Here is a 25,646-nt window from a genome sequence, read left to right on the forward strand (position 1 = left end):
GGAATGTAAATAAATTAGTGAATTTTAATATAAGTTTACTTAAAAAGTATAAATGATAATATTTCCAATTTTACATTTATAACATATTAAGTCTAACTAAGTAAAATAATATTTAGTTAAGAAAGGATATATCTATTATGAGAAAGAATAGAAGATATGATAGTAGAATTATTTAAGTTAGGAATGAGCTTAGCAGAAATAAGAAAATTTAAGAAAATTAAGTATTATGTCAAAAAGTAGAAGTGCAATTACTGTAGAACACTATATATAAATATTATCTGGTGTTTTTTTTTGTATAAATTATTGGAGAAAAGGAGGAGTAATTACATTTATGAAGAATAATGTAATTATATAATGTGAGGTGTTTTTATGGAACTTGAAGAAATTTTAAATTTAATAAAGGAAGACTTCCCAGATAAATCAATTGATATTTCTGAAAGTCTTGCACTGTTAATGGATACTATTGATGATGTTATGAATAAAATAAATGACAAGATAGGTAAGGCTTATTCAAATAGAGATTTTTCAACTGTTGAAAAATATAATACTCTTGGGAAAGCTATTAATACTTATGAAACTAAAATTGATGAAATAATCAACTTTACCAGAATGGAAGAAAATGAAATTCTTGAAGATAGTACAGAGGAGTCTAGCGGTAAAAATTTACCCAATTATGAAGAATATATTGTAGACAATAAAATTGAACATACATTGTATGAAAATTTTACTCACATAAGGCCTTTTGGATTTAAATTTAATAGCGGTGAATTGATAGAGGTAAGAACATGGCAAGAAGTTTTAATAAAAACTTGTGAAAAATTATTTTCTGTTGATGAAGAAAAATTTTTTTCTTTTGAAAATAAGAAAAGTATGAATGGAAAGAAAAACAAGTATTTTTCAACAAAAACTGATAATATTAGGAAACCTGAAATTATAGGAAATAAGTTATATATTGAAACCAATATGAGTGGAAATGGCATAAGGAATTTAATAATAAAAATTCTCAAGGAGTTTGATATAAAAATAGTTGATTACAAGGTATATTTTAGAGCCGATTATACAAATGTAAATAAAGAAAAATGTTAATTTAGAAGGTGAAAGTTGTGTCTATAAAGGAATTTGAATATTATCATGGGGCAGTCTTAGCGAAAATTTTGAGGAAGGATATTCCTACATCCTTGAAGTTGGTAGAAACTAACAAAGACTCGTGGTGTGTATATATAATTAATGATGATGTAGCATTATATATAAGGTATAGATCGCCAAGAAAAGCTAATAATCACTTAAGTTGGAATTTTTCTTTTGACAAAAAGCAACTAACAGAGATAAGAGAATATTTAGATAAGAGTTTAGATTTAAAAATTACTTTGATATGTATTAATGGTGAATATAAAGAATATAAATCAGAAATATGTTTGTTAAATAAAGAACAATTTTTGTCTATAATTGATATCCACTCTATAACTAATCAAAGAATTAATGTATATTTAGAAAACCGTAAAAGTTTTAGAGTATGTGGTACAAAATCTAAAAATTCAGAAAAGATTATAGTTAATAGATGTGAAATTGATAAAATTAAAATTCATGGCTAGATTTTTATATTTATATAAAAATGTATTATTTAAAATTAAATAATAAAGATTTTTATAATACAGAACATTAGATATAGCTTTACCTAGTGTTTTATTTTGCCTAAATATATTCGTAAGACTATTTTTAGAAGTAAAAAGCAAGTCCTTATAGTAATAATTTAGCAGGTGGTGAGAGTATAGAAATCATTATATTAGGTAAACATTTAAAAAGGATGTGATACACTTAAAGTTTTAGATTAGTATCAACTTATTTTCTTTTGCATATACATATATTAATAGATGAGGAATATTTCATATAAAAAATAAGGATGTTAGTAAATGTTATAAAAATTTTTTTCATAAGCTTAAAAAACAATAAGATTAAAGCTAAGAAAAAAGTCTATTATATAAATAAGAAAACAAATAGTAACTTATAATTTTCCAGAGAGAGAGACTGATGTAATTGATAAAACTAAAGTAATTAATGTATATCATAGAGCTGTTGTTTTACATCAGAGAGAAACACCTTATAATACAGTTCTTATAGCAGCTATAACTAAAGCAGAGGCTTTGAAAATTATGGGTAAAGTACCATCAAACTATGTAAATATTTTCAAAGAAAATTATTCATTTGTTTTAGAAGAGGATAGCTATATTAATCTTGATATGATAATGGTAGTAGATAATATAGAAATTGAATCATTCCACCGATTTGGAAAATCCATAGTATCTGTTTTAAATGAGGGTGATTGTAAAGATTTAGACTATAAGATGGTATTGACATATGAGTTAAATAAATATATTAAAACTATAGTAGACGAAGAAATAAATAGAGAATTTAGAAATGTAGTTTTTTATATAGATCAAGATATAAGAGAAAGGATTGAGCATGCACTTAGAAAAATAAATAATGTTGAAATTATTAAAGAAATAACAGAAATTATTGATATGCTAATAAATGATTTGAAGGAAAACTATTTTTTAAAAAGGGATTAATAAATGTAAATAAGTATATATTTTAAAATAATAATTAATTGTTATACTAATGTCTAAAATATTTCTCACTATCTAGGATAAAATAGTTTGTAAAAATATTATCTTATTTAGAATTTAACAAGTTACTTGGTGAGATGGATATAGAGTTACTATTGTTTATTATTTTTCTAAATACTTTTTTTGTAAGATTAGAAGAATTTATAGGAAGTAAAATATATATTAAAAAATAAAGAGTTGATTGAAACTTTTCAGTTGCCTAAAGAACATGGTAAAAGCTTCAATGAACTCTTTTTTTATTATATAAATAATCATTTCTTCATAAAAAATTAACTGATCAAATAGATTTTATCTACCTTTTTATACAATGTTTACCTAATGGTGTGGATCTCACTTTAGTATGACTTCTTTTTTCTTTTAGAAACAATTAATATAAACATTTTTTAAATATTAGCGTAATATATAATATATTTTATAATTAAAAATTATTTTATACATTATTAGTAAACTAAAATGCTTCCTCTATCTATTAAATGACCATCACTTAGATAAATAGGTTCTAAATCATATTTATTTAAAAAATTTAGAACTTCTTTTCCATAAAGGTATTTTTCTAGGGAACCGAAAAAGGCAATCTTATTGTTAGGAAGTAAGCCACAACATCCTCCGATAAAACCGTAATTTAAGCCAGGAAGCGAGATATCTCCAGGAGGTAATAAAAGCACATCTGAATTTTTTTCTGTTAATTTATTATATATCCCCTTATCTGAAGTTATAACAATATTATTTCCCAAAAAGGCACAAGAACATTTAGTGTATCCTTGTTTTATATTTATTAATGTTTTGTGATTTTCACTTTCTAATAGTTCTTTAGAGGTGAACTTTAAATTATGTATAAAAAAATTTTTAGTTGATAGCCCATTTAACATTATATTATTAGGATATTTATTTTCTAAAGATTTAGAAGTTAAAATATAATCTAAGTTTCTTTTTTCTAGCTCCTTTAAAAAGGATTTTTCAATATCCTTTTGAATAATAATTTTTTTGTCATAGGTTATATGAATTTGTATATCAGGATGACCATCAATTGATGAATAAACTTTGGAACATTTGGGAACTTTAATAACATCTAAATTAAGTTTTTTCAAATTATTTATTTCGCATTCTGTACTTTTGTAATCTACAAAGCAAATAGTCATAATAAACACTCCTTAAAATATTAAATATTTTTAATATTAGTATAAGTTTAAATTAAAGAAGTGTTTTTTTCAATGTGAATAAATAATATTTTTTAAGCCATAAATTTAACACATATTATGTTAATAGAAGGGAGTGAGAAAATGCTATTGACGAAGCTTACTTATGAAGGAGAAAGGCAGTTTATAGAAAAAATACAAAATATACCGAACAAGTTAAAAGAAAAAGATGTAAAATTAGGTATTTCTGAAAGCATTGAAGGAAAAACTCACTTTATCAAAATATTTTGCAACGATGAATGCTATGATAAAAAAATAAAATCAATAGTTAATTTATATATAAGTAAAATATTATACGAAATAATTATAGATATGTTTAATAAAAAAGAATTATTTGAATATCTAACTGATAGTTATTTTTTCTTAAAACAAGAAGAAATGTTAGAAGTAGAAGAAAAAATAATGAATATACTTTATGGAAGAGAGAAAATAAATGATGAAACTAATATATATTGTATAAATAGAATAAACGAAATAACGGAAAAAATAAAAGAATGTGTTGAGGAAAATGAAAATATAAATATAGATGGATTTTTAAGGTTTAGAAGTAAGGATATTGCAACAGATATAGAAAAGATTATAGATAAAGTAATAGAACAATATATGGTAGAAAAAGAATATAAAGAGTTTATAAATCTTCTTAAATACTTTGTGGATATTCAAGAAAGTAAAATAGAAGAAGTAAATATTATTATAGAGGACGAAGGTCAATATAAAATAACAGATAAATTAGGAAACAATATATTTTATAAATTTATAAGTGAATTATCAGAATGTAATATGGGAAAAGGAATAAATGTAGAAGATATAATAATAAGTGGTCTTATTACAAACTCTCCTGAGAATATAATAATTCATCATTGTGATAGATGCTTAAATAAAGAATTTATAGACACAATAAAAAATGTATTTGGAGAAAGAGTAAGATATTGTGAAAAATGCAGTATATGTACTATTCCAAAAATAAAATTATAAAAACAGTTGACAGCTTAAAAAGAAAAAGATATAATACTAATTGTGTCAAGAAGAAACAGCCGTTTCTCACCTTGCAGCGAGAGCTAGTAGGGTTTTTTATTACTGGATATTAGGATTAGTGGTAATATAGAGCGGCTTTTCAAGCCGCTCTTTTATTATTTATATATAAAAGGTGTTCTAATTCTATCGGAGGTGAACGATATTAATAAAAATTTTGCAGTAAATGAAGAGATAAGGGAAAAAGAGGTTAGATTAATCTCAGCTACTGGAGAAATGCTTGGTGTTAAACAAACAAAAGAAGCTTTAAAGCTTGCAGAAGAAGCAGAGCTTGATTTAGTTATGATATCACCTAATGCGGTTCCACCAGTTTGCAAAATAATGGATCTTGGAAAGTTCATATATGAACAATCTAAGAAAGAAAAAGAAGCAAGAAAAAAACAAAAAGTTATTAGCGTAAAAGAAATTAGAGTTAGTCCAACTATCGAAGAACACGATATTGGGATTAAAGCAAATAATGCTAGAAAATTTTTAGTTGATGGAGACAAAGTTAAGATAACAGTAAGATTTAGAGGTAGAGAAGCTGACTATTCATATATAGGTCACAGAATTTTAGAGAACTTTATATCAAAGCTTGAAGAAGTATCTGTAGTGGAAAAACCTGCTAAATTAGAAGGAAGAAATATGATACTTATTTTGGCTCCAAAAAAAGCATAACTTGAGAGGAGGATTTTATCATGCCAAAAATGAAAACTCATAGAGGTGCGGCAAAGAGATTTAAAAAGACAGGAACAGGAAAGTTAAAAAGAGCTAAGGCTTTCAAAAGCCATATCTTAACAAAGAAGAGTGCTAAGAGAAAGAGAAATCTTAGAAAGACTGCTTATGTTTCAGTTACACAAGAAAAAACTATAAAGAAAATGTTACCATATCTATAATACATTACACGGAGTAGGAGGTTTGCAAAATGGCAAGAGTTAAGAGAGCTAAAAACGCTCGTAAGAATCACAAGAAGGTTTTAAAACTTGCAAAGGGCTACTATGGAGCAAAAAGCAAGTTATTTAAAACTGCTAATGAGTCAGTTATAAGAGCATTAAGAAATGCTTACGTAGGAAGAAGATTAAAGAAGAGAGATTATAGAAGACTATGGATAGCAAGAATAAATGCTGCTACAAGAATGAATGGTCTTTCATACTCAAGATTCATGAATGGAATAAAATTAGCTGGTGTTGATATAAACAGAAAAATGTTATCAGAGATCGCTATAAATGATCCTAAAGCATTTGCTGAATTAGTAGAATTAGCTAAGAAACAAATAAATGCATAGAAAATAAATGCATAAAATGCGACTTTATGTCGCATTTTTTCTATATACAGAAAAATTTTAAATAAATAAATAACAGTTTAAAAAAAATTAATAAATATCTATGTTTTTATACAAAATAAATAATAATAAGGCTCAATTCACTTTTGAATAGAGGTGGCGTTATGCGTATAAATATTACAAAGAAAATAAAATTAAATGCTGTTCAGGTACTAGCTTTAGGGTTTTTTATAGTAATTCTTATAGGCGGCATATTATTAACTTTACCAATATCCTCAAAAAGTGGGGAAAGCACTAATTTTTTAGATAGTTTATTTACAGCAACAACTTCAGTTTGTGTTACAGGTCTTATAACAGTAGATACTGGAACTCACTGGAGTTATTTTGGTCAAGTAATTATTATGCTTTTAATTGAAGTAGGAGGATTAGGTTTTATGTCCTTTGCCACTTTAATTGCAATCCTAATAGGAAAAAAAATAACACTAAAAGAAAGATTACTTATGCAAGAAGCTCTTAATACCTTTAATATTCAGGGTATGGTAAGAATGGTTAGATATGTTTTAGTATTTACTTTTTCTGTACAAATTTTAGGTGCATTACTTTATTCTACTCAGTTTATTCCTATGTTTGGACTTGGAAAAGGTATATATTATAGTATATTTCACTCCATATCTGCTTTTAATAATGCTGGTATAGATCTTTTTGGACATTTTCAAAGTCTTACCCATTACTCAGGTAATTTTGTTATAATACTAACAACATCAGCACTTATTATAATAGGTGGATTGGGATTTACAGTATGGGCTGAGGTTTATAATTTTAAAGGGTTTAGAAAGTTTTCTCTACATTCTAAACTAGTAATTATGATGACATCAATATTATTAGTAGGAGGAACTATATTATTTTTCTTATTTGAATATAAAAATCCTAGTACTTTAGGACCTATGGATTTCAAAGATAAATTATTAAATGCTTTTTTTGCATCAGTTACTCCAAGAACTGCAGGATTTAATTCAATTCCTACAGATGGAATGACTATGGCAGGTAGATTTTTAACTATTTTATTTATGTTCATTGGTGGTTCACCTGGATCTACAGCTGGTGGTCTTAAAACAGTAACTTTTGGTATATTAATACTTACTTTTATAAGTATTATAAAAGGAAGAGAGGATACAGAGGTTTTTTATAAAAGAATACCCAGAGGAGTTGTAAGAAGATCTATGGCTCTATTTATAATAGCTGTAGGATTAATAATTATGGTAGCTATGATACTTTCAATAACAGAAGTTGGAGCAACCTTTGAAGAAATAATTTATGAAGTTGTTTCTGCCTTTGGAACAGTAGGGTTAACTTTAGGTCTTACAACAAAATTAACTTCAATAGGTAAGATATTAATAATTTTAACTATGTATTGTGGTAGAGTGGGACCTTTAACAATAGCATTAGCCTTAACTAATAAGAAAAATAATAATGGTATTAAGTATCCAGAAGGAAAGATACTAGTGGGATAGGAGTGAAAAGTTATGTCTAGAAAACAATATGTGGTAATTGGATTAGGTAGATTTGGTGCATCTGTAGCTAAGACTCTTTATGGATTAGGTCATGATGTTTTAGTAATTGATATGAATGAAGATGTTATACAAGAGATATCAGATAGTGTAACTCATGCAGTACAAATGGATGCCACCGATGAAAATGCTTTAAGAACCTTAGGATTAAGAAATTTTGATGTAGGAGTAGTTACTATAGGATCTAATATTCAAGCTAGCGTTATGGTTACACTACTTGTTAAAGAATTAGGAGTAAAATATATAATTGCTAAGGGAAATAGCGACTTACATGCAAAAGTTCTTGAAAAAATTGGAGCTGATAGAGTTATTTTACCTGAAAAGGATATGGGAGTAAGAGTTGCTCATAACTTAGTATCTTCAAGTATATTAGATTACATAGAATTATCTCCAGATTATAGTATAATAGAAATAGAAACACCAAAGGATTGGCATGGTGAAAGCTTAAAATCTTTACAATTAAGAAGTAAATATGGAATAAACGTTATGGCAATAAAAAGAAATAATGATATAAATGTTTCACCTATAGCTGATGATATAATAGAACCGGAAGATATTATAGTTGCTATAGGCTCTTCAGAGGATTTAAGTAAACTTGAAAGTACTATATCTAAATTATAATTATAAGGGTGAACTTTTGTGAAAAGAATAGAGAGTAAAGATAATAACTACTTTAAAGAAATAAAAAAGCTAAAAGAAAGAAAACACAGAAAAAAAGAAAAAAAGTATATAGTAGAGGGTATAAGATTTGTTGAAGAAGCTATAAAAAGTTCTTCAAATATTGAAAGTATTGTTATTTCATCTTCTGCTGAAGAAAAAGTTTTAGAATATTTTAATGAAGACTTAAAAAAACAAAATTGTTATATATTAAACGACGTTCTTTTTAATCAATTAGCAGATACAGAAAGTCCACAAGGGATTTTGGCTATTGTTAAAATGAAGGAATTTAATAGTAATCTTAATGGAAAGTTTTTTGTATTAGCAGATAGAGTTCAAGATCCTGGGAATATGGGGACAATAATAAGAACTTCCCATGCAGCGGGAGTAGATGGAATTATAATAACTAAGGGAACAGTAGATGTTTATAATGACAAGACTTTAAGAAGTACTATGGGATCAATTTTTTATATAGATATTATAGAAGATAATGATTTAACTTTGATTGAAAAGTTAAAAAAAGAAGACTTTAAGCTAGTTGTAAGTTCACTTCAAGGACAAAAGAATTTTTTTGAAGAGAATCTTAAGGGAAAAATAATAATTGCTGTAGGAAATGAAGGTAATGGAATATCTAATGAAGTGGAAAGTTTAGCGGATATTTTAGTTAAAATTCCTATGCCAGGAAATGCAGAATCATTAAATGTTTCTGTGGCATCTTCTATAATGATTTATGAAAAAGTTAGGCAAAACATAATAAATTCTGTTGAATAACTTGAGTATTATATGTATAATATGATATTGAATAATATATCTGTTATAGGTATAATATCTAATATAACTTTATAATGAAATAAACGAGGAATGAGAGAGTAAATAGAAATTGCTGATTTACAGGGAAAAAGATCATAGACTGAAAGTCTTTTAATAAAGCGCTATTGAAGTTCACTCAGGAGTTCTAACTGTGAATTTATAGTAGTAGTTAGCGGCAAAGCCGTTATTTATATTAAGCGAACACTAAGTTAATTAGGGTGGTACCGCGGTTTACCCCGTCCCTTCATTTTGGGATGGGTTTTTTTATATTTAAAGATAATTGAAAGGAGAAAATAAGATGAAAGACCAATTAATGTCTATAAAAGAAGCTGCACTTGAAAAAGTGAAAAGTGTTAAAAATAGTACAGATATTGAAAGCATAAGAGTTAAATTTTTAGGAAAAAAAGGTGAACTTACAACAATTTTAAGAGGAATGGGTTCTCTTTCAAAGGAAGAAAGACCTGTTATAGGTAAGCTTGCAAATGAAGTAAGGGAAATTATAGAAAATGAAGTAGAGAAAATAGCTAATGAAATTAAGAGAAAAGAAAAAGCTGAAAAGCTTGCAAATGAAGTTATAGATATTTCAATGCCAGGAAGAAAAAATACAATAGGTAAAAGACATCCTTTAGATTTAACATTAGATAGCATGAAAGATATATTCATATCAATGGGATTTACTATAGAGGAAGGACCAGAGGTAGAATTAGATCGCTATAATTTTGAAGCTTTAAATATACCTAAAAATCATCCAGCTAGAAGTGAACAAGATACCTTCTACATAAATGATAATTTAGTATTAAGAACTCAAACATCTCCAGTACAAATAAGAGTTATGGAGAAACAAAATCCACCAATAAAAATGATATCACCAGGTAAGGTTTTTAGGTCTGATGCAGTAGATGCAACTCATTCACCAATATTCTATCAAATGGAAGGTTTGGTAATAGATAAGGGTATTACTTTTGCAGATTTAAAAGGAACTTTAGAATTGTTTGCAAAGAAAATGTTTGGGGATAAGGTTCAAACTAAATTTAGACCTCACCATTTCCCATTTACAGAGCCATCAGCAGAAATGGATGCAACTTGCTTTGTTTGTGGAGGAAAAGGTTGTAGAGTATGTAAAGGTAGCGGTTGGATAGAACTTTTAGGCTGTGGAATGGTTCACCCAGAAGTTTTAAAGAATTGTGGAATAGATCCAGAAGTATATAGCGGTTTTGCTTTTGGATTTGGTGTAGACAGAATGGTTATGTTAAAGTATGGAATAGATGATATAAGATTATTATATGAAAGTGATATGAGATTTTTAAATCAATTCTAGGAGGAATAAAGATGAAAGTACCATATAATTGGCTAAAAGACTATGTTAATATAGATATAGATGCAAAAGAATTAGGAGATAAGTTAACTTTATCAGGTTCAAAGGTTGAAGAAGTTATAATGGCAGGAGATGAAATACAAAATATAGTAACCTGCAAAATAGAAAAAATAGAACAACATCCAGATGCAGATAAGCTAAAAATTTGTGAAGTAAATATAGGAAAAGAAGAACCTATACAAATAGTGACAGCAGCAACTAATATGAAAGAGCAAGATAAGGTGCCAGTAGCTTTACATGGAGCTGTTCTTGCTGATGGAAGTAAAATAAAAAAAGGTAAGCTTAGAGGAGTAGTATCAAATGGTATGTTCTGTTCTGAGGAAGAACTAGGTATTGCAGGAGATGAACCTGTTCATGGACTTATGATATTACCAGAGGATATGGAAATTGGAATAGACATAAAAAAAGCTTTAGGTTTAAATAAAGCTATAATAGATTTCGAAATAACATCAAACAGACCAGATTGTTTAAGTGTTTTAGGAATTGCAAGAGAAACAGCAGCTACTTTAGGAACTGAATATAAAAAACCTAATATGAAATATACATCAAAAAATTCTTCAAATATAAGTGAAGAGTTAAGAGTAGAAATAAAAGATTCTTTATGCAAAAGATATATGGCAAGAGGAGTTAAAAATGTTAAAATAGCTCCATCACCTCAATGGATGCAAGAAAGATTACTAGATGCTGGAGTTAGACCTATAAATAACATAGTAGATATAACTAACTTTGTTATGTTAGAGCTTGGTCAGCCAATGCATGCTTTTGATAAGAGAGAAATAACTACAGGAACTATAGTAGTTGAAAGAGCAAAAAATGGTGAGAAATTTATAACTTTAGATGAAGAAGAGAGAGAATTAAATGAGGATGTTTTAGCAATTAAAGACGGAGAAAAAACTATTGCTTTAGCAGGAATAATGGGTGGCTTAAATTCAGAAGTTAAAGATGATACAAAAGAGATAATTTTTGAATCAGCGAACTTTGATGGAACAAATATAAGAGTTAACTCTAAAAACTTAGGTTTAAGAACTGAAAGCTCATCAAGATTTGAAAAAGATATAGATCCAAATCTTGCAGAGGAGGCTTTAAATAGAGCTTGTGCTTTAATAGAAGAGCTTAATTGTGGAGATGTAATGGAAGGTACTATAGATATATATAATGAAAAGAAAGAAGAGAAAATATTAGAAGTATCTTCAACTTGGATTAATGGTTTCCTAGGAACAAATCTTTCAAAGGAAGAAATGAAAGAGTTTTTAGATAGATTAGATTTAAAAACTGAAATTTCAGGAGAAGCTTTAAAAATAAAAGTACCAACTTTTAGAATCGATATAAATATAAAAGAAGATATTGCAGAAGAAGTTGCAAGAATTTATGGATATGATAAAATACCAACAACTATTATTAAAACTACTACAGAAAGAGAACCTAAAGATAAAAAACAACAATTAGATGATAAAGTAATAGATACTATGATATCTTCTGGCCTTAACCAATCAATAAGTTATTCTTTTGTAAGTCCTAAAGTTTTTGATATGATAGCTTTGGAAGGGGATAGCATTCTTAGAAAAGTAGTTAAAATTAAGAATCCATTAGGAGAAGATTATAGTATAATGAGAACTACTACTATACCTTCAATGATGGAATCATTGGCAAGAAACTATTCAAGAAATAATGAAGTAGCTAGATTATTTGAAATAGGAAAGATTTATATTCCAAATGAAGATCAAACTAAATTACCAGAAGAAAAGAATATCTTAACAATTGGATTATATGGAGATTGTGATTATTTAGATCTTAAAGGTATTTTAGAAAACTTAATTGATGCTTTAGGACTTACAAAATGTACTTTTGTAAGGGAAAAAGAAAATGTAAGTTATCATCCTGGAAAAACTGCTAATCTTTTAATAGGAAAAGAAAAGGCAGCTACTTTAGGAGAAATTCATCCAGATGTTACTGAAAACTATGGTATTGATACACCAGTATATATGGCAGAAATAAACTTAGATGTTCTTTATAAATATGCAAATATTATTAAAGAATATAAACCACTACCAAAGTTCCCAGCAGTAACTAGAGATATAGCTTTACTAGTAGATGACGAGGTTTTAGTTCAAGAAATAGAGGATTCTATAAGAAAAGCTGGTGGAAGCTTAGTAGAAAATGTTAAGTTATTTGATGTTTATAAAGGTAAACAAATACCAGAAGGTAAAAAGAGTATTGCTTATGCAATTGTATATAGAGATGAAAATAAAACTTTAACAGATAAAGAAGTAAATAAAGTTCATGATAAAATATTACGTGCTTTAGAATATAAGTTAGGAGCACAACTAAGATAATAGTCATTTTAAGCTTTGGATATATATGTTAAAATAATTATATAACTATTTAAATTGATTATTAAGAGGTGTTGAGCAGATGACTACTGTAACAGTTACTATAAGTGGAGTTGATTATAACTTAAAAGGACAAAAACAAGAGACTTATTTAAAGGAAGTTGCAAGCTATGTTGACGAGAAAGTAAAAGAAGTTCTTGCTAAAAATAATAAGCTGAGTATTTCATCTGCGGCTGTTTTAGCTGCTATCAATATTGTAGATGAACTTTTTAAAGGAAATAAAGAATATAATGAATTATTAGATCATTACAATGATTTAAAGAATATGAATTCTACCTATAAAAAAAATATTGAGCAGATGGAAGAAGAAAATAAATCTTCAAAAGAACAGTTTGAATCATTAGAACAAGAAAAAGAGGATATAAAAAAACATTTAGAAGCCTTTAAAAATGAAAGTTTAAATCTTAAAGAAACCTTAAAGAATCTTCAACTTGAAAAGTCAAATTTAATCAAAGAAAATATGTCCTTAAAAGAAAATATAAGTATAATAGAAAGAGAAAAAAATAATCTTAAAGTGGAAGTTCAAAATTATAAAAAGGAAAAAGAAACTCTTAAATCTAATTTTGATAAAGAAAAAAAAGAAAGAGAAAATCTTCAAATAGAAAATAAAACTTTAATTGAAAAAATTAAAGATTTAGAAAATGGTAAAAAAATTCTTAAAGAAGAAATTCAAAAGTTAAAATTAGAGAGAGAAAATTTAAAATTAGAAAGACAAAATTTAAATGGTACAATTAAAAAAGAAAAATTGGAAAAAGAAAATACCATAAAAGAAAATCAATCTTTAACTAACAAAATAAAAGAATTAGATAAAAATAATAATATTATTAAAACTGAAGTTAAAGATCTTAAATTAGAGAGAGAAAATTTAAATGTTAATCTTAAAAAAGTAATTTCTGAAAAAGATAATATATTTAATGAAAATAAGAATCTAATTAAAGATATTAATAATTTAAAGTTAAATAATAATACTATAAAAGGTCAATTAGAGAAGTTAAAGAGTGAAAATGAAAGGTTTAAAAATCAAATAACTGCAGTAGAAAAAGAAAAAAATAACTTATTATCAAAGGTTTCAACTTTAAAAGTTAATATAAATAATTTTGAAGATAGAAATAATGTTCTTCAAAATGAAAATAAAAATCTTGTTGAGTTAGAGGCTCAGTATAAAGATAAAATAGATAATTTAAAAGAGGAGCTAGATAACTTAAAAGTCCAATTAAAAGCTGCAGAAGATATGTATAAAAATCAAATAGACGAGGTTAAAAGTCTAAAGGATAAAAATACTAAACTTTTAGAAAGAAGTAAAAATATAAACTTTGAACTTCAATCACTTAGATATAAACTTATAGATATGCAAAAGAAGTTTGTAGATTCTCAAATAGAGCTTGCAGTTGAAAAGAAAAGGACTAATCCTTTATTAAAAAATAATAAGGCCATATAAATTTTAAACTCTAGAGGTTTTAAAACCTCTAGAGTTTTTTGAATTTTAATAAAAGGTAATTTATAATAATCTATGTTGTGTAAATTATGTATAAAATAACGTAGAATATTTTAAGAGCATATATGTTATAATTAAAGATATAAATTTTAGGAGAGATGAATTTTATGGAAAGAATTGAATTACTTGCTCCAGCAGGAAGTATGGAGAGTTTAATAGCAGCTATTAATAAGGGCGCTGATGCAATATATTTAGGAGGAAGTAAATTTTCTGCAAGAGCTTATGCATCAAATTTTGATGAAGAAGAATTAGAAAAAGCAGTGGATTATGCTCATCTTTATGGTGTCAAAGTTTATATAACATTAAATACTTTAATAAAAGAAAAGGAATTTAAAGAAGCACAAAAATACATAGGTTTTTTATATAGAATAGGAGTAGATGCTTTAATTGTTCAAGATTTAGGGATTTTTAAATATATAAAAGATAATTATAATGATTTTGAGGTACATGGCTCAACTCAAATGACTATACATAATGGAGAAGCTGCTCTTTATTTTAAAGAAAGAGGATTCCATAGAATAGTTCTCTCAAGAGAGCTTACTTTAAAGGAAATAGAATATATATCAAAAAAACTTAAAGTAGAAACTGAAATATTTATACATGGAGCTTTATGTATATCATATTCAGGACAATGCTTAATGAGTAGTTCTATAGGTGGAAGAAGCGGAAATAGAGGAAGGTGCGCTCAAAGCTGTAGATTACCATATACTTTAATAAATGAAGAGGATAATAAAAAAATATCTGGATATTTATTAAGTCCAAAGGATATTTGTACCGTTGATAATATTAAGGACATAATAAATACGGGAGCTTATTCATTAAAAATAGAAGGAAGAATGAAAAGGCCAGAATATGTTGCAGGAGTTGTGGAAAGTTATAGAGATGCAATAGATAGTGCTATAAAAAATAAAAAAGAAACTATAAAAAATAAAAAAGATTTATTACTTCAACTTTTTAATAGAGAAGGCTTTTCTAAAGCATTTTTATATAAAAATGAAGGTAAGGATATGATGGCTTATAATATGCCTAAAAATACAGGAGTGTTTTTAGGAAGTATTTTAAGTAATGGAGAAATAATTTTAGAAAAAGATATAAATTTAAAAGATGGTATAAGAAATGGTGAAGGTGGATTTACTATATCTAAAATAATAAAGAAAAATAAGGAAGTAGATTTTGCATTAAAAGGTGAAACAGTAAGACTATTTCCAAAGGATTATAAAAAAGGAGATAAACTTTATAAAACTTCAGATGTTAAACTTTTAGAAGGATATAAAACATCTTACTTGAATAAATTTCAAAAGAAGATTCCTCTTTCAATAGATGTAGATTTTAAAATAGATAATAATATAGAAATTTCTTGTAGTTATAATGGAGAAAATTTTAAAGTTTTAGGTGAATTAGTTCAAAAACCTTTAAAAAGACCAATTGATAAAAATAAATTAGAAGAAAATCTAAAAAAATCTGGAGAAACTCCTTTTAAGGTAGATAAAATAAATTTTATAAATTTTGAAGAAGGATTTATTCCAGTATCTTCTATAAATGATGTAAGAAGAAAACTAATAGAAGAAATAGAAAATAATATAATAAAAGCTTTTAAAAGAAATAATAGAGTTCAAGGTAAATCTTTAGAAATAAAAGAAAGAAGTGTACCAGATTTTCAGTATATATATGAAATAAGGGAAAAGGAACAGCTAAAAGCTTTAAAAAATTTAAATATAGAAAATATTATAATCAATCCTTGGGGCAAAAATAAAGAAGATATATCGTTAGAAGATTTAAAGGATATTTCTAAGTTTTATTTAAAGGTTCCAACTATTGTAAAAGAAGAATTTAATTATATTTGTCAGATAGTTAATGAATTTAAAGAAAAGATAGAAGGTATAGTTACTTCTAATGTAGGTATAATTTCAAAATTTAAAGATGATTTTATTATAATAGGAGATTATAAATTAAATATATTTAATAAAAATACAGCAATGTTTTATAGTGAAGATATAAATTTATTACCTTTAAGTGTAGAACTTAACAGAAAAGAAATAGGAGACTTATTAAAGTCTAGTAAAAATAATTTTTATATAAATATATATGGAAAAGTAGAAAATATGGTAATGGAATATTGCCCGATAGGAAGTAACTTTGGAGGTAAAAGTTCTAAAAAAATATGTAGTGAACCTTGTAAAACTAATAATTTCTTATTAAAGGATAGAATGAATGAATTTTTTAAAGTAAAAACTGATAGATTCTGTAGAGCTCATTTATATAATTCAGTTCCTACAAATCTAATTGGAGAAAAAGAAGATCTCATTTCCTTAGGGATAAATAAATTTAAAGTAGAATTTGTAGATGAAAATTATGAAGATACTATAAAAGTAATTAATATGATAAAAGGAAAAGAAGAAATAGATAGTAGAGAATTTACTAAAGGACATTATAAAAGAGGAGTTCAATAAGGGAGATGAAAAGAATGAATGAAAAGTCTTTAAGAGTTTTAGAATTTAATAAACTTAAAGAAAAGATAAAATTTTATGCTAAAACTGCAGCTTGTAAAGATTCTATAGATGAATTAGTTCCATATAATAATATATTTGAAGTTAGAGAACATCTAGAAGAGACAGAGGAAGCTTTAGATATTATGATGAGAAAAGGAAATCCTCCATTTGAAGGACTTTATGATGTAAGAGAAGCTGTTTATAGAGCAGGAAAAGGTGGAGTATTAAATGCAGGTCAGCTTTTAAAGATTGCTCAAATGGTAAGATGTGCAAGAAGATTTGATGATTATATAAAAAGAAAAGAAGGAGAAAGAGAATATTATAGATTAGAAAATATTTGTACTGGACTTTTTCCTTTAAAAAAATTAGAAGATGATGTATTTAATGCAATTATAAGTGAAGAAGAAATATCAGATAAAGCTAGTACAACTTTATTTAATATAAGAAAATCATTAAAGGATAAAAACTCATCAATAAGAGATAAGGTTAATGCAATAATAAGGAGTAATTCAAAGTATCTTCAAGAAAATCTTTATACAATGAGAGGAGAAAGATACGTAATTCCAGTTAAAGCTGAATATAAAGGAATGGTTCAAGGGTTAGTTCATGATCAAAGTTCTACTGGAGCAACTTTATTTATTGAACCTATAAGCCTTGTAAATTTGAATAATGAAATAAAAGAATTAGTACTTAAAGAAAAGGCTGAAATAGATAGAATATTAAATGAATTAACTTTAAAAGTTTCAGATAATATAACAGCAATAAAAAATAATATGAATATTGTAAATGAATTAGATTTTATATTTGCAAAAGCTAAATATGGTAGTGAAATAAATGGGATTTGCCCAAAAATTTCAGAGGATAGAACCTTTGATATTATAGAAGGAAGACATCCTTTAATAAATAAAGAAGTGGTAGTTCCCTCCGACATATATATGGAAAAGGATTTTTCAAGTCTTATAGTAACAGGACCTAATACTGGTGGTAAAACTGTTACTTTAAAAACTGTAGGATTACTTCATACAATGGCTCTAAGTGGACTTTTAATTCCAGCTAAAGAAAATTCTAAAATAGGATTTTTTAAAGAAATATTTGCAGATATAGGAGATGAACAAAGTATAGAACAAAGTCTTTCTACTTTCTCATCTCACATGACAAATATTGTTAATATAATGGAGAAGGCAGATGAAAATTCTTTAGTTTTATTTGATGAATTAGGAGCAGGAACAGATCCAACAGAAGGTGCAGCCTTAGCTATGGCTATATTAGAAAGTTTAAGGGAGAGAGGTTGTAGATTAGTTGCAACAACTCACTATAGCGAACTTAAAGCATATGCACTAAGAACTTTAGGAGTTGAAAATGCATCTGTGGAATTTGATGTAGAGACTTTAAGGCCTACTTATAAATTATTAATTGGAATTCCAGGTAAATCTAATGCCTTTGAAATATCAAGAAGATTAGGATTAAATAATGAAACAATTGATAGAGCTAAGAATTTAATACCAAATGATAATCTCCAATTTGAGGATTTAATTCAAAGTCTTCAAGAAAAGACTATGAAGGCTGAAGGAGATGCAAAGAGAGCAGAACTTAATAAAATAGAAGCATTAAATCTTAAGGAAAAATATGAAGCTAAGCTTCAAGGATTAGAAAATATGAGAGAAAATGCTTATATGGATGCAAGAAGAGAAGCTAAGCAAATTCTAAGAGATGCAAAAGAAGAAGCTGATAAGATACTAAAGAATATGAGAGAACTTGAAAGAATGGGAATCTCATCAGATCAAAGAAGAAAACTTGAAGAAGAGAGAGGAAAGCTTAAAGATAAATTATCTAATGCAGAGGAAAGTTTAAATAAAAAAGTAGTAGATAATGGAGAAGCTATAAAGGAGGTTACTCTTGGAATGGATGCTTTTCTACCTTCTTTAAATCAAAATGTAGTTATAATTTCTATGCCAGATAATAAAGGTGAAGTTCAGGTTGAAGCTGGTATTATGAAAGTTAATGTAAAACTTAAGGATTTAAGAAAAGTTAAATCTAATAAAAAAGAAATAAAGAAAAAGAAAAAAGAAGAGGTAAATTTAAGGCTTAAATCTATATCATCTTCTGTAGATTTAAGAGGAATGGATTCAGAAGAAGCTTGTTATACTGTAGATAAATATTTAGATGAAGCATATCTTTCTGGTCTTTCAGAAGTTACAATAATTCATGGAAAAGGAACAGGAATTTTAAGAAAAGCAATAAATGATATGTTAAAAAGGCATCCTCATGTAAAATCTTATAGATTAGGAGAATATGGTGAAGGAGGAAGCGGAGTTACTGTAGCTCAGCTGAATTAGTTATGGAAAAAATAATTATTAGTGCTTGTTTATGTGGAGTTAATTGCAAATATAATGGTGGAAATAATCTAAATGAAGAGATAAAAAAAATATATGATGAAGGAAAGGGCATACTTATATGCCCTGAGTCCTTCGGAAAATTAGAGATTCCAAGAGCTCCGAGAGAAATAGTAAAAGGTACTGGAGAAGATGTACTTAAAGGACTTTCTAAGGTTTTATCAAAGGATGGAAAAGATAGTACAAAAGAGTTTATAATAGGAGCAGAAAAAGCTTTAGAAATTGCAAAAAAAAATAAAATAACTAAGGCAATTTTAAAATCTAAAAGCCCATCCTGTGGCTTAGGAAAAATATACGATGGAACTTTTAGTGGAAATCTAATTGAGGGAAATGGAGTTACTGCAGATTTATTTTTGAAAAATAATATAAAAGTTTATGATGAAAATAATTTTTATGAGGTGAATATAGATGAACTATAAAGAAATACTAAAAAACGCAAGAGAAAATCTAAATGGTAGTTGTAGAGTTTGTCCTGTCTGCAACGGTAATGCTTGTTCAGGGGAAGTACCAGGAATGGGAGGAAAAGGTACAGGAGATGGCTTTAAAGATAATGTAACTTCTTTAGAAAATGTAAAGCTAAACATGAGAGTTATACATAATGCTAAAAATCCAGATACTTCAATAAAAATATTTGGTAAAGAAATGGATATACCAGTTTTTGCAGCTCCAATATCAGGAACTACTTTAAATATGGGTGGAAAATTTACAGAAGAAGAATATATAGAATGGGTAATTTCTGGATGTAGACAAGGTGGAATTTACCCAATGGTAGGAGATACTGCAGTAGATTCATTCTTAATTACGAATTTAAAAAAATTAAAAGAATATAATGGTGAAGGAATTGCATTTATAAAACCTTGGGAAAATTCTAATGTAATTAAAAAAATAAAAATGGCAGAAGAGGCTGGAGCTTTTGCAGTGGGAATGGATATTGATGCAGCAGGTCTTATAACATTAGCTCTTCATGGAAAGCCAGTAGGTCCTAAAACTGTAGAAGAAATTAAAGAAATAGTTAAAAGTAGTAATGTGCCATTTATTTTAAAAGGTATAATGACTGTAGAAGATGCAGAACTTGCAGTGGAAGCTGGAGTAGATGCTATAGTAGTTTCAAATCATGGTGGTAGAGTTTTAGATCAAACTCCTGGAGTTTCTGAGGTTTTACCTAAAATTGCAGAAAAAGTAAAAGGAAAAGTTAAAATATTAGCAGATGGTGGAGTTAGAACAGGAGTAGATGTTTTGAAAATGATTGCATTAGGAGCTGATGCTGTGCTTATTGGAAGACCTTTTGTAATTACATCATTTGGAGGACAAGCTGAGGGAGTTAAAGAATATATAAATAAGGTAAAAGGTGAATTAAAATCAGCAATGGTATTAACAGGATGTAATAGTATCTCTGATATAGATAGCAGAATAATATACAAAAAGTAGAATTTTAAATTTTAATTATAAAGATAAAAAGCAAAATATATAAAAAGAGATACCTTCAATAAAGTATAGGTATCTCTTTTTATTAAATTTATTATATAGAATTAATATTCTATATAATATTATTTTACTTAGAAAGTATTTTTATATTTTCAACCTTTGGATCTTCAGTTCCTTGAACATATAATCCAACTTCTTTTAGGTTATTTATATATTTAATAATTTCTTCTGTAATAATTTCTCCAGGACAAAGAACTGGAATTCCTGGTGGATAAGCAAGTAAAAATTCTCCACTTATTTTACCAATACTATCTTCTAATTTTACAGAAATCTTATTTCCATTGAAAGCTTCTCTTGGAGTTAATGCTCTAGAAGGTATATTTGGTATATCTAAAAAGTCTGGTTTAACTTTTCCTTTAGATATATATTCCTTAGAAATTTCTCTTAAAGCAGATAAAAGTGCTTCAATAGATTCTTTAGTGTCACCAAAAGAACCTACAGCTAAAACATTATAAAGATCTGATAATTCCATTTGTATGTGATATTTATTAGATAATATCATATCAAGTTCATAACCAGTTATACCTAAATCTCTACAAGTAATTGTAAGCTTTGTAGGATCTAAAGAGTAAACACCAGGTTCATTTAATATTTCTTGTCCAAAGCAATAAAAACCAGGTATTTTATTTATTTCTTCTCTTGCATAATTACATAAATCAATGGATTTATCTAAAAGTTCTTTTCCATATAAAGCTATTTGTCTTCTAGCACAATCTAAACTAGCCATTAGAATATAGGATGGAGAAGTTGTTTGTAATAAATTTAAAATTTGTTGAACTCTAGATTTATCTACAAATTTGCTTTTAACATGTAATAAAGAACATTGAGTTAAAGCTCCTATTATCTTATGAGTACTTTGAGCACATATATCTGCTCCAGCATCCATAGCTGATATAGGTAATTTTGAATTAAATCCTAAATGAGGACCATGAGCTTCATCTACAATTAAAGGAATATTATAGCTATGAACAATATTTGAAATCTTTTTAATATCTGTTGCAACTCCGTAATAAGTTGGATTTATTATTAGTACGGCTTTTGCATCTGGATTTTCTTTTAATGTTCTTTCTACAGTTTCTGGAGTAACTCCATGAGCTATTCCTATTTTCTTATCTAGTTCTGGTTGCATGTAAACAGGTACAGCACCACTTAAAATAATTCCAGCAGTTACTGATTTATGAACATTACGAGGAATTATTATTTTATCTCCGTCTGAAACTACTGACATAATCATAGCCTGTATTGCTCCGGATGTTCCATGAATTGAGAAGAATGCAGCATCAGAGCCATAAGCATCAGCAGCTAACTCTTGAGCTTTTTTAATTGGTCCAGTAGGATGATGTAAACTATCTACAAGTTTAAAAACTGTTACATCTATCTTGAAAGGATTTTCTCCTATAAAATTTTTAAATTCTTCATCTATTCCTACTCCTTTTTTATGACCAGGAACATGAAAAGGTACAGTTTCTCTATTAACATACTCCATAAGAGCATTATATAGAGGAGTTTCGTTTTGATTTAATCTGTACATTTAATACTACACCTTCTTTCAAAATAAATAATACATATAATTTAAAATACTCCTATGACATTATAAGTTATACATATTCTTAATGCAATAAAATTTATATGAATAAATGTGGTTTATTTTGCTAAGAATATATGAAAGGAGGGATAAAGATGGAAAATTTAAAAATAACTAAAAGGGAAAAAAATTCTAATCATTCAGCAAAAAAAACTAGAAGAAAGGGAAATGTACCAGGAGTAATTTATGGAAAAAGATTTAAAAACTTTTTATTTGAAATTGGAGAGATAGAGTTAAACAAATCTATATCTCATACTGGAGAACATAGTATCTTTAATGTAGAGTTAGATGGAGAGAATAAAGATGTATTAATAAAGGAATTACAAAGAGATCCTGTAAGCAATAGAATAATTCATATAGATTTAGAAGAAATAGAGCAAAATAAAAATATTATATCTAATGTACCTATAAAGTTCATAGGAGAAGACAGAGTAAAGAAGGTTGGAGCTGTAGTACAAAAAGAAAAAGAAACAGTAAAGGTTAATTGTCCTTTAGATAAATTACCAAAATATTTAGAGCTAAATTTAAAGAAAGGTTCTATAGGATCTGTATATAGATTAGAAGACCTAGAAATAGGAGATGAAATATCTATTGTAGAGGATTTAGAAGGGGTAATAGCTTCCATAAGCTATCAAAATAAAATAACAGAAGCTATAGACTAAAATAAATATTTTTATTACAAAGATATTTTTTTACACTCATATAAAAAATAAAATCAAAATTCTATAGTTTATAATAATATTTGTTAAATATATAAGTTTTTAAGGGAAGTCATTATTGACTTCCCTTAATTTAAAATTATAAGTATTTTTTAAATTAAGGGTATGTATTATTTGCTTTTTTAAGATTTGTTATTATTTTTATAATAGGTTATTGTTAAGCTTATTTAGCTAATGGCTAAAATTGTAAAGATAAAACCTAGTAAATAATTTTTACAAATTAGACTTATTGTACCTGCAAATAAAAAGCAAATGCTTGAAAATGATAGTAGTTTCCATGATTTTATGTTCAAAATTATCTCCATCCTTTTTGTAAAGCTTTATGAATATATAGATTTTTATATATAAATAAAAATCTATATAATGATTGTAAAAATTATACCATTAACTTCTATATAATTAAATATATATTATTTTTAAAATAACTTAACTAACAAATAAAAGATAAAGATTTTATTTTAAATTAAAGAATATTATATTTTACCTATATTAAAAAATAATTATACTTTATTTAATGAATTATAATTTAAATTTTAAGTTTATAAGAAATTTATTTAGTTAGAAATTTTTTACTAAAAATACAAATAACTATTGAAATATTTGTGATTTCTAATAAACTTTGAAAATTTGTAATATTTTTAAAAAATAACTAGTAAAAAAGTATTAATATATATGTATAGGTTAATGTTTAATAATAAAAATCAAAGTTTTTTAATAATTTTATACAATGGTAAAAAGAATTCCCAAAAATATATAAATAGTGTATAATATTTTTGGTAAATTCATAGGAGGTATGGAGATGTTATATAAAGAAAAATATGAAAAATGGCTTAATTCAGATTTAATAGATAAAAACTTAAGGGAAGAATTAAGACAAATAAATGATGAAAAAGAAATAGAAGATAGATTCTATAAAGAATTAGACTTTGGTACTGGTGGATTAAGAGGAATTATAGGTGCTGGAACAAACAGAATGAATATCCATACTGTAGGAAAGGCAACTCAAGGTTTAGCAGATTATCTTAATGAAAATTATAAAAATGAAGAAATATCTGTTGCTATAGCATATGATTCAAGAAATATGTCAAAAGAATTTGCAAAAGCGGCAGCCTTAACTTTAAATGGAAATGGAATCAAAGTATATATATTTGATAGTTTAAGACCAACTCCAATGTTATCCTTTACTGTTAGATATTTAGGATGTAAAGCAGGTATAGTGGTAACGGCTTCACATAATCCAAAACAATATAATGGATATAAGGTATATGGAGAAGATGGAGCTCAAGTTACAGATGTTCCTGCTAAAAAGATAATTGATTTTGTAAACAATGTAAATGATTATAGTATGATAAAAACAATGGATGAAAACAATGCTATTAAGGAAGGACTTTTAAATTATATAGGAGAAGATATAGATAAAGAATATATAGAAAAAGTAAAGTCTTTATCTATAAGAAGGGATTTAGTTAAAGAAAAGGCTAAAGACTTAAATATAATATATACTCCAATCCACGGTTCTGGAAATAAACCTGTTAGAAGAGTTTTAAAAGAACTTGGATATAGTAACCTTAAAGTAGTAAAGGAGCAAGAAGAACCTAATGGAGATTTTCCAACAGCTCCATATCCAAACCCAGAAGATCCAAAGGTATTTAAAATTGCATTAGATATGGCTATGGAAAATAAACCAGATTTAATCTTTGGTACTGATCCAGATTGTGATAGAATAGGAGTTGTAGTACAGGATAAAAAAGGTGAATTTAAAGTTTTAACTGGAAATCAAACAGGAATGTTATTAACCCATTATATTTTAAGTTCATTAAAGGAAGAAAATAAGCTTCCTAAAAATGGAGCAGTAATAAAAACTATAGTAACTACTGAAGCTGTTAAAAAAATATGTGAAGAATATAATGTGGAGCTTCTTAACGTTTTAACTGGATTTAAATATATAGGAGAGAAAATTAGAGAATTCTTACAAAGTGGAAGCAATACTTATATATTCGGATTTGAAGAAAGTTATGGATATTTAGCAGGAGATTTTGTAAGAGATAAAGATGCAGTTATAGCATCAATGTTAATTGCAGAGATGTGTCTTTTCTATAAATCTCAAGGTAAGACTTTATATGAAGCATTAATAGATCTTTATAATAAGTATGGTTTCTATAAAGAAACATTGGTTTCTTTTGAGCTTCAAGGAAAAGAAGGACAAGAAAAAATAGCATCTTGTATAGATAAATTAAGAAAAGAGCCTGTTAAAGAGGTAAATGGAATTTTAGTTGTTAAAAGCTTTGATTATAAGTTAAGTAAAGAGGTTGATTTAAACGGTAAAGAAAGTATAATAGAATTACCAAAATCAAATGTACTTAAGTATATTTTTGAAGATGGTTCTTGGTTTGTAGTTAGGCCATCAGGTACAGAGCCTAAAATGAAATTATACCTTTCAGTAGTAGGTAATTCATTAGAAGATGCTGAAAATAGAATTAATAGTTTAAAAGAAAATATTACTGATCTAATTAATTCTAAGTTAAATTAAAATTAAGGTGCTATCTATAATAGATAGCACCATAAAA

The 25,646-nt window shown here is 26.7% G+C and carries 21 protein-coding genes, 1 CRISPR repeat array and 2 other annotated features (1 of these 24 cut by a window edge); of the genes, 19 read left to right on the forward strand and 2 right to left on the reverse strand.

Annotated features, from left to right (window positions below; genetic code table 11):
- Nucleotides 1–11: direct repeats of the CRISPR family, unit length 29 nt; it begins 479 nt to the left of the window's first position.
- Between the two features lie 358 nt (nucleotides 12–369).
- The 3 genes from BUA70_RS07780 to BUA70_RS07790 all read left to right on the forward strand — a co-directional run bounded on the left by BUA70_RS07780 (nucleotide 370) and on the right by BUA70_RS07790 (nucleotide 2,567).
- The gene (locus BUA70_RS07780; RefSeq protein ID WP_072895917.1) at nucleotides 370–1,086 is read left to right on the forward strand and encodes a hypothetical protein; all 717 of its coding nucleotides are present in this window, start codon (nucleotides 370–372) and stop codon (nucleotides 1,084–1,086) included.
- Nucleotides 1,087–1,103: 17 nt separating this feature from the next.
- Nucleotides 1,104–1,592, forward strand: a complete 489-nt coding sequence (locus BUA70_RS07785) for a hypothetical protein (protein ID WP_072895919.1) — start codon at nucleotides 1,104–1,106, stop codon at nucleotides 1,590–1,592.
- Between the two features lie 558 nt (nucleotides 1,593–2,150).
- Nucleotides 2,151–2,567 (forward strand): hypothetical protein, encoded by a 417-nt coding sequence (locus BUA70_RS07790; RefSeq protein WP_242977316.1) that lies wholly within the window; start codon nucleotides 2,151–2,153, stop codon nucleotides 2,565–2,567.
- Between the two features lie 497 nt (nucleotides 2,568–3,064).
- Here BUA70_RS07790 and BUA70_RS07795 read toward each other — a convergent pair whose 3' ends face one another.
- Nucleotides 3,065–3,763, reverse strand: coding sequence for a DUF6873 family GME fold protein (locus tag BUA70_RS07795; protein WP_072895926.1), 699 nt, complete (start codon nucleotides 3,761–3,763; stop codon nucleotides 3,065–3,067).
- A gap of 141 nt (nucleotides 3,764–3,904) precedes the next feature.
- Here BUA70_RS07795 and ytxC point away from each other — a divergent pair, with 141 nt between their 5' ends.
- The 14 genes from ytxC (at nucleotide 3,905) to BUA70_RS07865 (ending at nucleotide 20,718) form a co-directional block, all read left to right on the forward strand.
- Entirely contained in the window at nucleotides 3,905–4,795 is an 891-nt protein-coding gene (gene ytxC, locus BUA70_RS07800) for a putative sporulation protein YtxC (RefSeq protein ID WP_072895929.1), read from the forward strand.
- Nucleotides 4,796–4,836: 41 nt separating this feature from the next.
- Nucleotides 4,837–4,957 (forward strand) — a sequence feature (ribosomal protein L20 leader region).
- Nucleotides 4,958–4,987: 30 nt separating this feature from the next.
- The gene (gene infC / locus BUA70_RS07805) at nucleotides 4,988–5,509 is read left to right on the forward strand and encodes a translation initiation factor IF-3 (protein ID WP_072895933.1); all 522 of its coding nucleotides are present in this window, start codon (nucleotides 4,988–4,990) and stop codon (nucleotides 5,507–5,509) included.
- A 20-nt stretch (nucleotides 5,510–5,529) separates the two neighbouring features.
- On the forward strand, nucleotides 5,530–5,727 hold the full coding sequence (rpmI, locus tag BUA70_RS07810; RefSeq protein WP_072895937.1) for a 50S ribosomal protein L35: 198 nt from the start codon (nucleotides 5,530–5,532) through the stop codon (nucleotides 5,725–5,727).
- A 29-nt stretch (nucleotides 5,728–5,756) separates the two neighbouring features.
- The gene (rplT, locus tag BUA70_RS07815; protein WP_072895940.1) at nucleotides 5,757–6,116 is read left to right on the forward strand and encodes a 50S ribosomal protein L20; all 360 of its coding nucleotides are present in this window, start codon (nucleotides 5,757–5,759) and stop codon (nucleotides 6,114–6,116) included.
- A gap of 161 nt (nucleotides 6,117–6,277) precedes the next feature.
- Nucleotides 6,278–7,624 carry a TrkH family potassium uptake protein gene (locus BUA70_RS07820; protein WP_072895942.1) on the forward strand — a complete coding sequence of 449 codons (1,347 nt, stop codon included), beginning with the start codon at nucleotides 6,278–6,280 and terminating at the stop codon, nucleotides 7,622–7,624.
- Nucleotides 7,625–7,636: 12 nt separating this feature from the next.
- A complete protein-coding gene (locus tag BUA70_RS07825; RefSeq protein ID WP_072895945.1) occupies nucleotides 7,637–8,302 on the forward strand; it encodes a potassium channel family protein in 666 nt (221 codons plus the stop codon).
- A gap of 18 nt (nucleotides 8,303–8,320) precedes the next feature.
- Nucleotides 8,321–9,109, forward strand: a complete 789-nt coding sequence (locus BUA70_RS07830; protein ID WP_072895948.1) for a TrmH family RNA methyltransferase — start codon at nucleotides 8,321–8,323, stop codon at nucleotides 9,107–9,109.
- Nucleotides 9,110–9,186: 77 nt separating this feature from the next.
- Nucleotides 9,187–9,395: a binding site (T-box leader), on the forward strand.
- Between the two features lie 51 nt (nucleotides 9,396–9,446).
- Nucleotides 9,447–10,466: a phenylalanine--tRNA ligase subunit alpha gene (pheS, locus tag BUA70_RS07835; RefSeq protein WP_072895951.1), complete on the forward strand. Its 1,020-nt coding sequence runs from the start codon at nucleotides 9,447–9,449 to the stop codon at nucleotides 10,464–10,466.
- Between the two features lie 11 nt (nucleotides 10,467–10,477).
- Entirely contained in the window at nucleotides 10,478–12,856 is a 2,379-nt protein-coding gene (pheT, locus tag BUA70_RS07840) for a phenylalanine--tRNA ligase subunit beta (protein ID WP_072895955.1), read from the forward strand.
- A gap of 79 nt (nucleotides 12,857–12,935) precedes the next feature.
- On the forward strand, nucleotides 12,936–14,351 hold the full coding sequence (zapA, locus tag BUA70_RS07845; protein WP_072895959.1) for a cell division protein ZapA: 1,416 nt from the start codon (nucleotides 12,936–12,938) through the stop codon (nucleotides 14,349–14,351).
- Between the two features lie 164 nt (nucleotides 14,352–14,515).
- A complete protein-coding gene (locus tag BUA70_RS07850) occupies nucleotides 14,516–16,858 on the forward strand; it encodes a U32 family peptidase (RefSeq protein WP_072895962.1) in 2,343 nt (780 codons plus the stop codon).
- A gap of 14 nt (nucleotides 16,859–16,872) precedes the next feature.
- The gene (locus BUA70_RS07855; protein WP_072895966.1) at nucleotides 16,873–19,233 is read left to right on the forward strand and encodes an endonuclease MutS2; all 2,361 of its coding nucleotides are present in this window, start codon (nucleotides 16,873–16,875) and stop codon (nucleotides 19,231–19,233) included.
- Between the two features lie 2 nt (nucleotides 19,234–19,235).
- Complete coding sequence (locus tag BUA70_RS07860) at nucleotides 19,236–19,709, forward strand: 2-thiouracil desulfurase family protein (RefSeq protein ID WP_072895969.1); 474 nt, start codon at nucleotides 19,236–19,238, stop codon at nucleotides 19,707–19,709.
- A complete protein-coding gene (locus BUA70_RS07865; RefSeq protein WP_072895972.1) occupies nucleotides 19,699–20,718 on the forward strand; it encodes an alpha-hydroxy-acid oxidizing protein in 1,020 nt (339 codons plus the stop codon). Before BUA70_RS07860 ends, BUA70_RS07865 begins: the two co-directional genes overlap by 11 nt.
- Before the next feature lie 124 nt (nucleotides 20,719–20,842).
- Here the strand turns inward: BUA70_RS07865 and BUA70_RS07870 are convergent, their stop codons facing one another.
- On the reverse strand, nucleotides 20,843–22,306 hold the full coding sequence (locus tag BUA70_RS07870) for an aminotransferase class I/II-fold pyridoxal phosphate-dependent enzyme (protein ID WP_072895975.1): 1,464 nt from the start codon (nucleotides 22,304–22,306) through the stop codon (nucleotides 20,843–20,845).
- A 149-nt stretch (nucleotides 22,307–22,455) separates the two neighbouring features.
- On the opposite strand from BUA70_RS07870, the gene BUA70_RS07875 reads away from it, so the two are divergent.
- The gene (locus tag BUA70_RS07875; protein ID WP_072895980.1) at nucleotides 22,456–23,022 is read left to right on the forward strand and encodes a 50S ribosomal protein L25; all 567 of its coding nucleotides are present in this window, start codon (nucleotides 22,456–22,458) and stop codon (nucleotides 23,020–23,022) included.
- A gap of 856 nt (nucleotides 23,023–23,878) precedes the next feature.
- Nucleotides 23,879–25,609 (forward strand): phospho-sugar mutase, encoded by a 1,731-nt coding sequence (locus tag BUA70_RS07880; RefSeq protein WP_072895983.1) that lies wholly within the window; start codon nucleotides 23,879–23,881, stop codon nucleotides 25,607–25,609.
- Nucleotides 25,610–25,646: the final 37 nt, after the last annotated feature.

This window comes from Clostridium fallax (genome assembly GCF_900129365.1).
In the GTDB taxonomy this organism is placed as follows: Bacteria; Bacillota; Clostridia; order Clostridiales; family Clostridiaceae; genus Clostridium_AH; species Clostridium_AH fallax.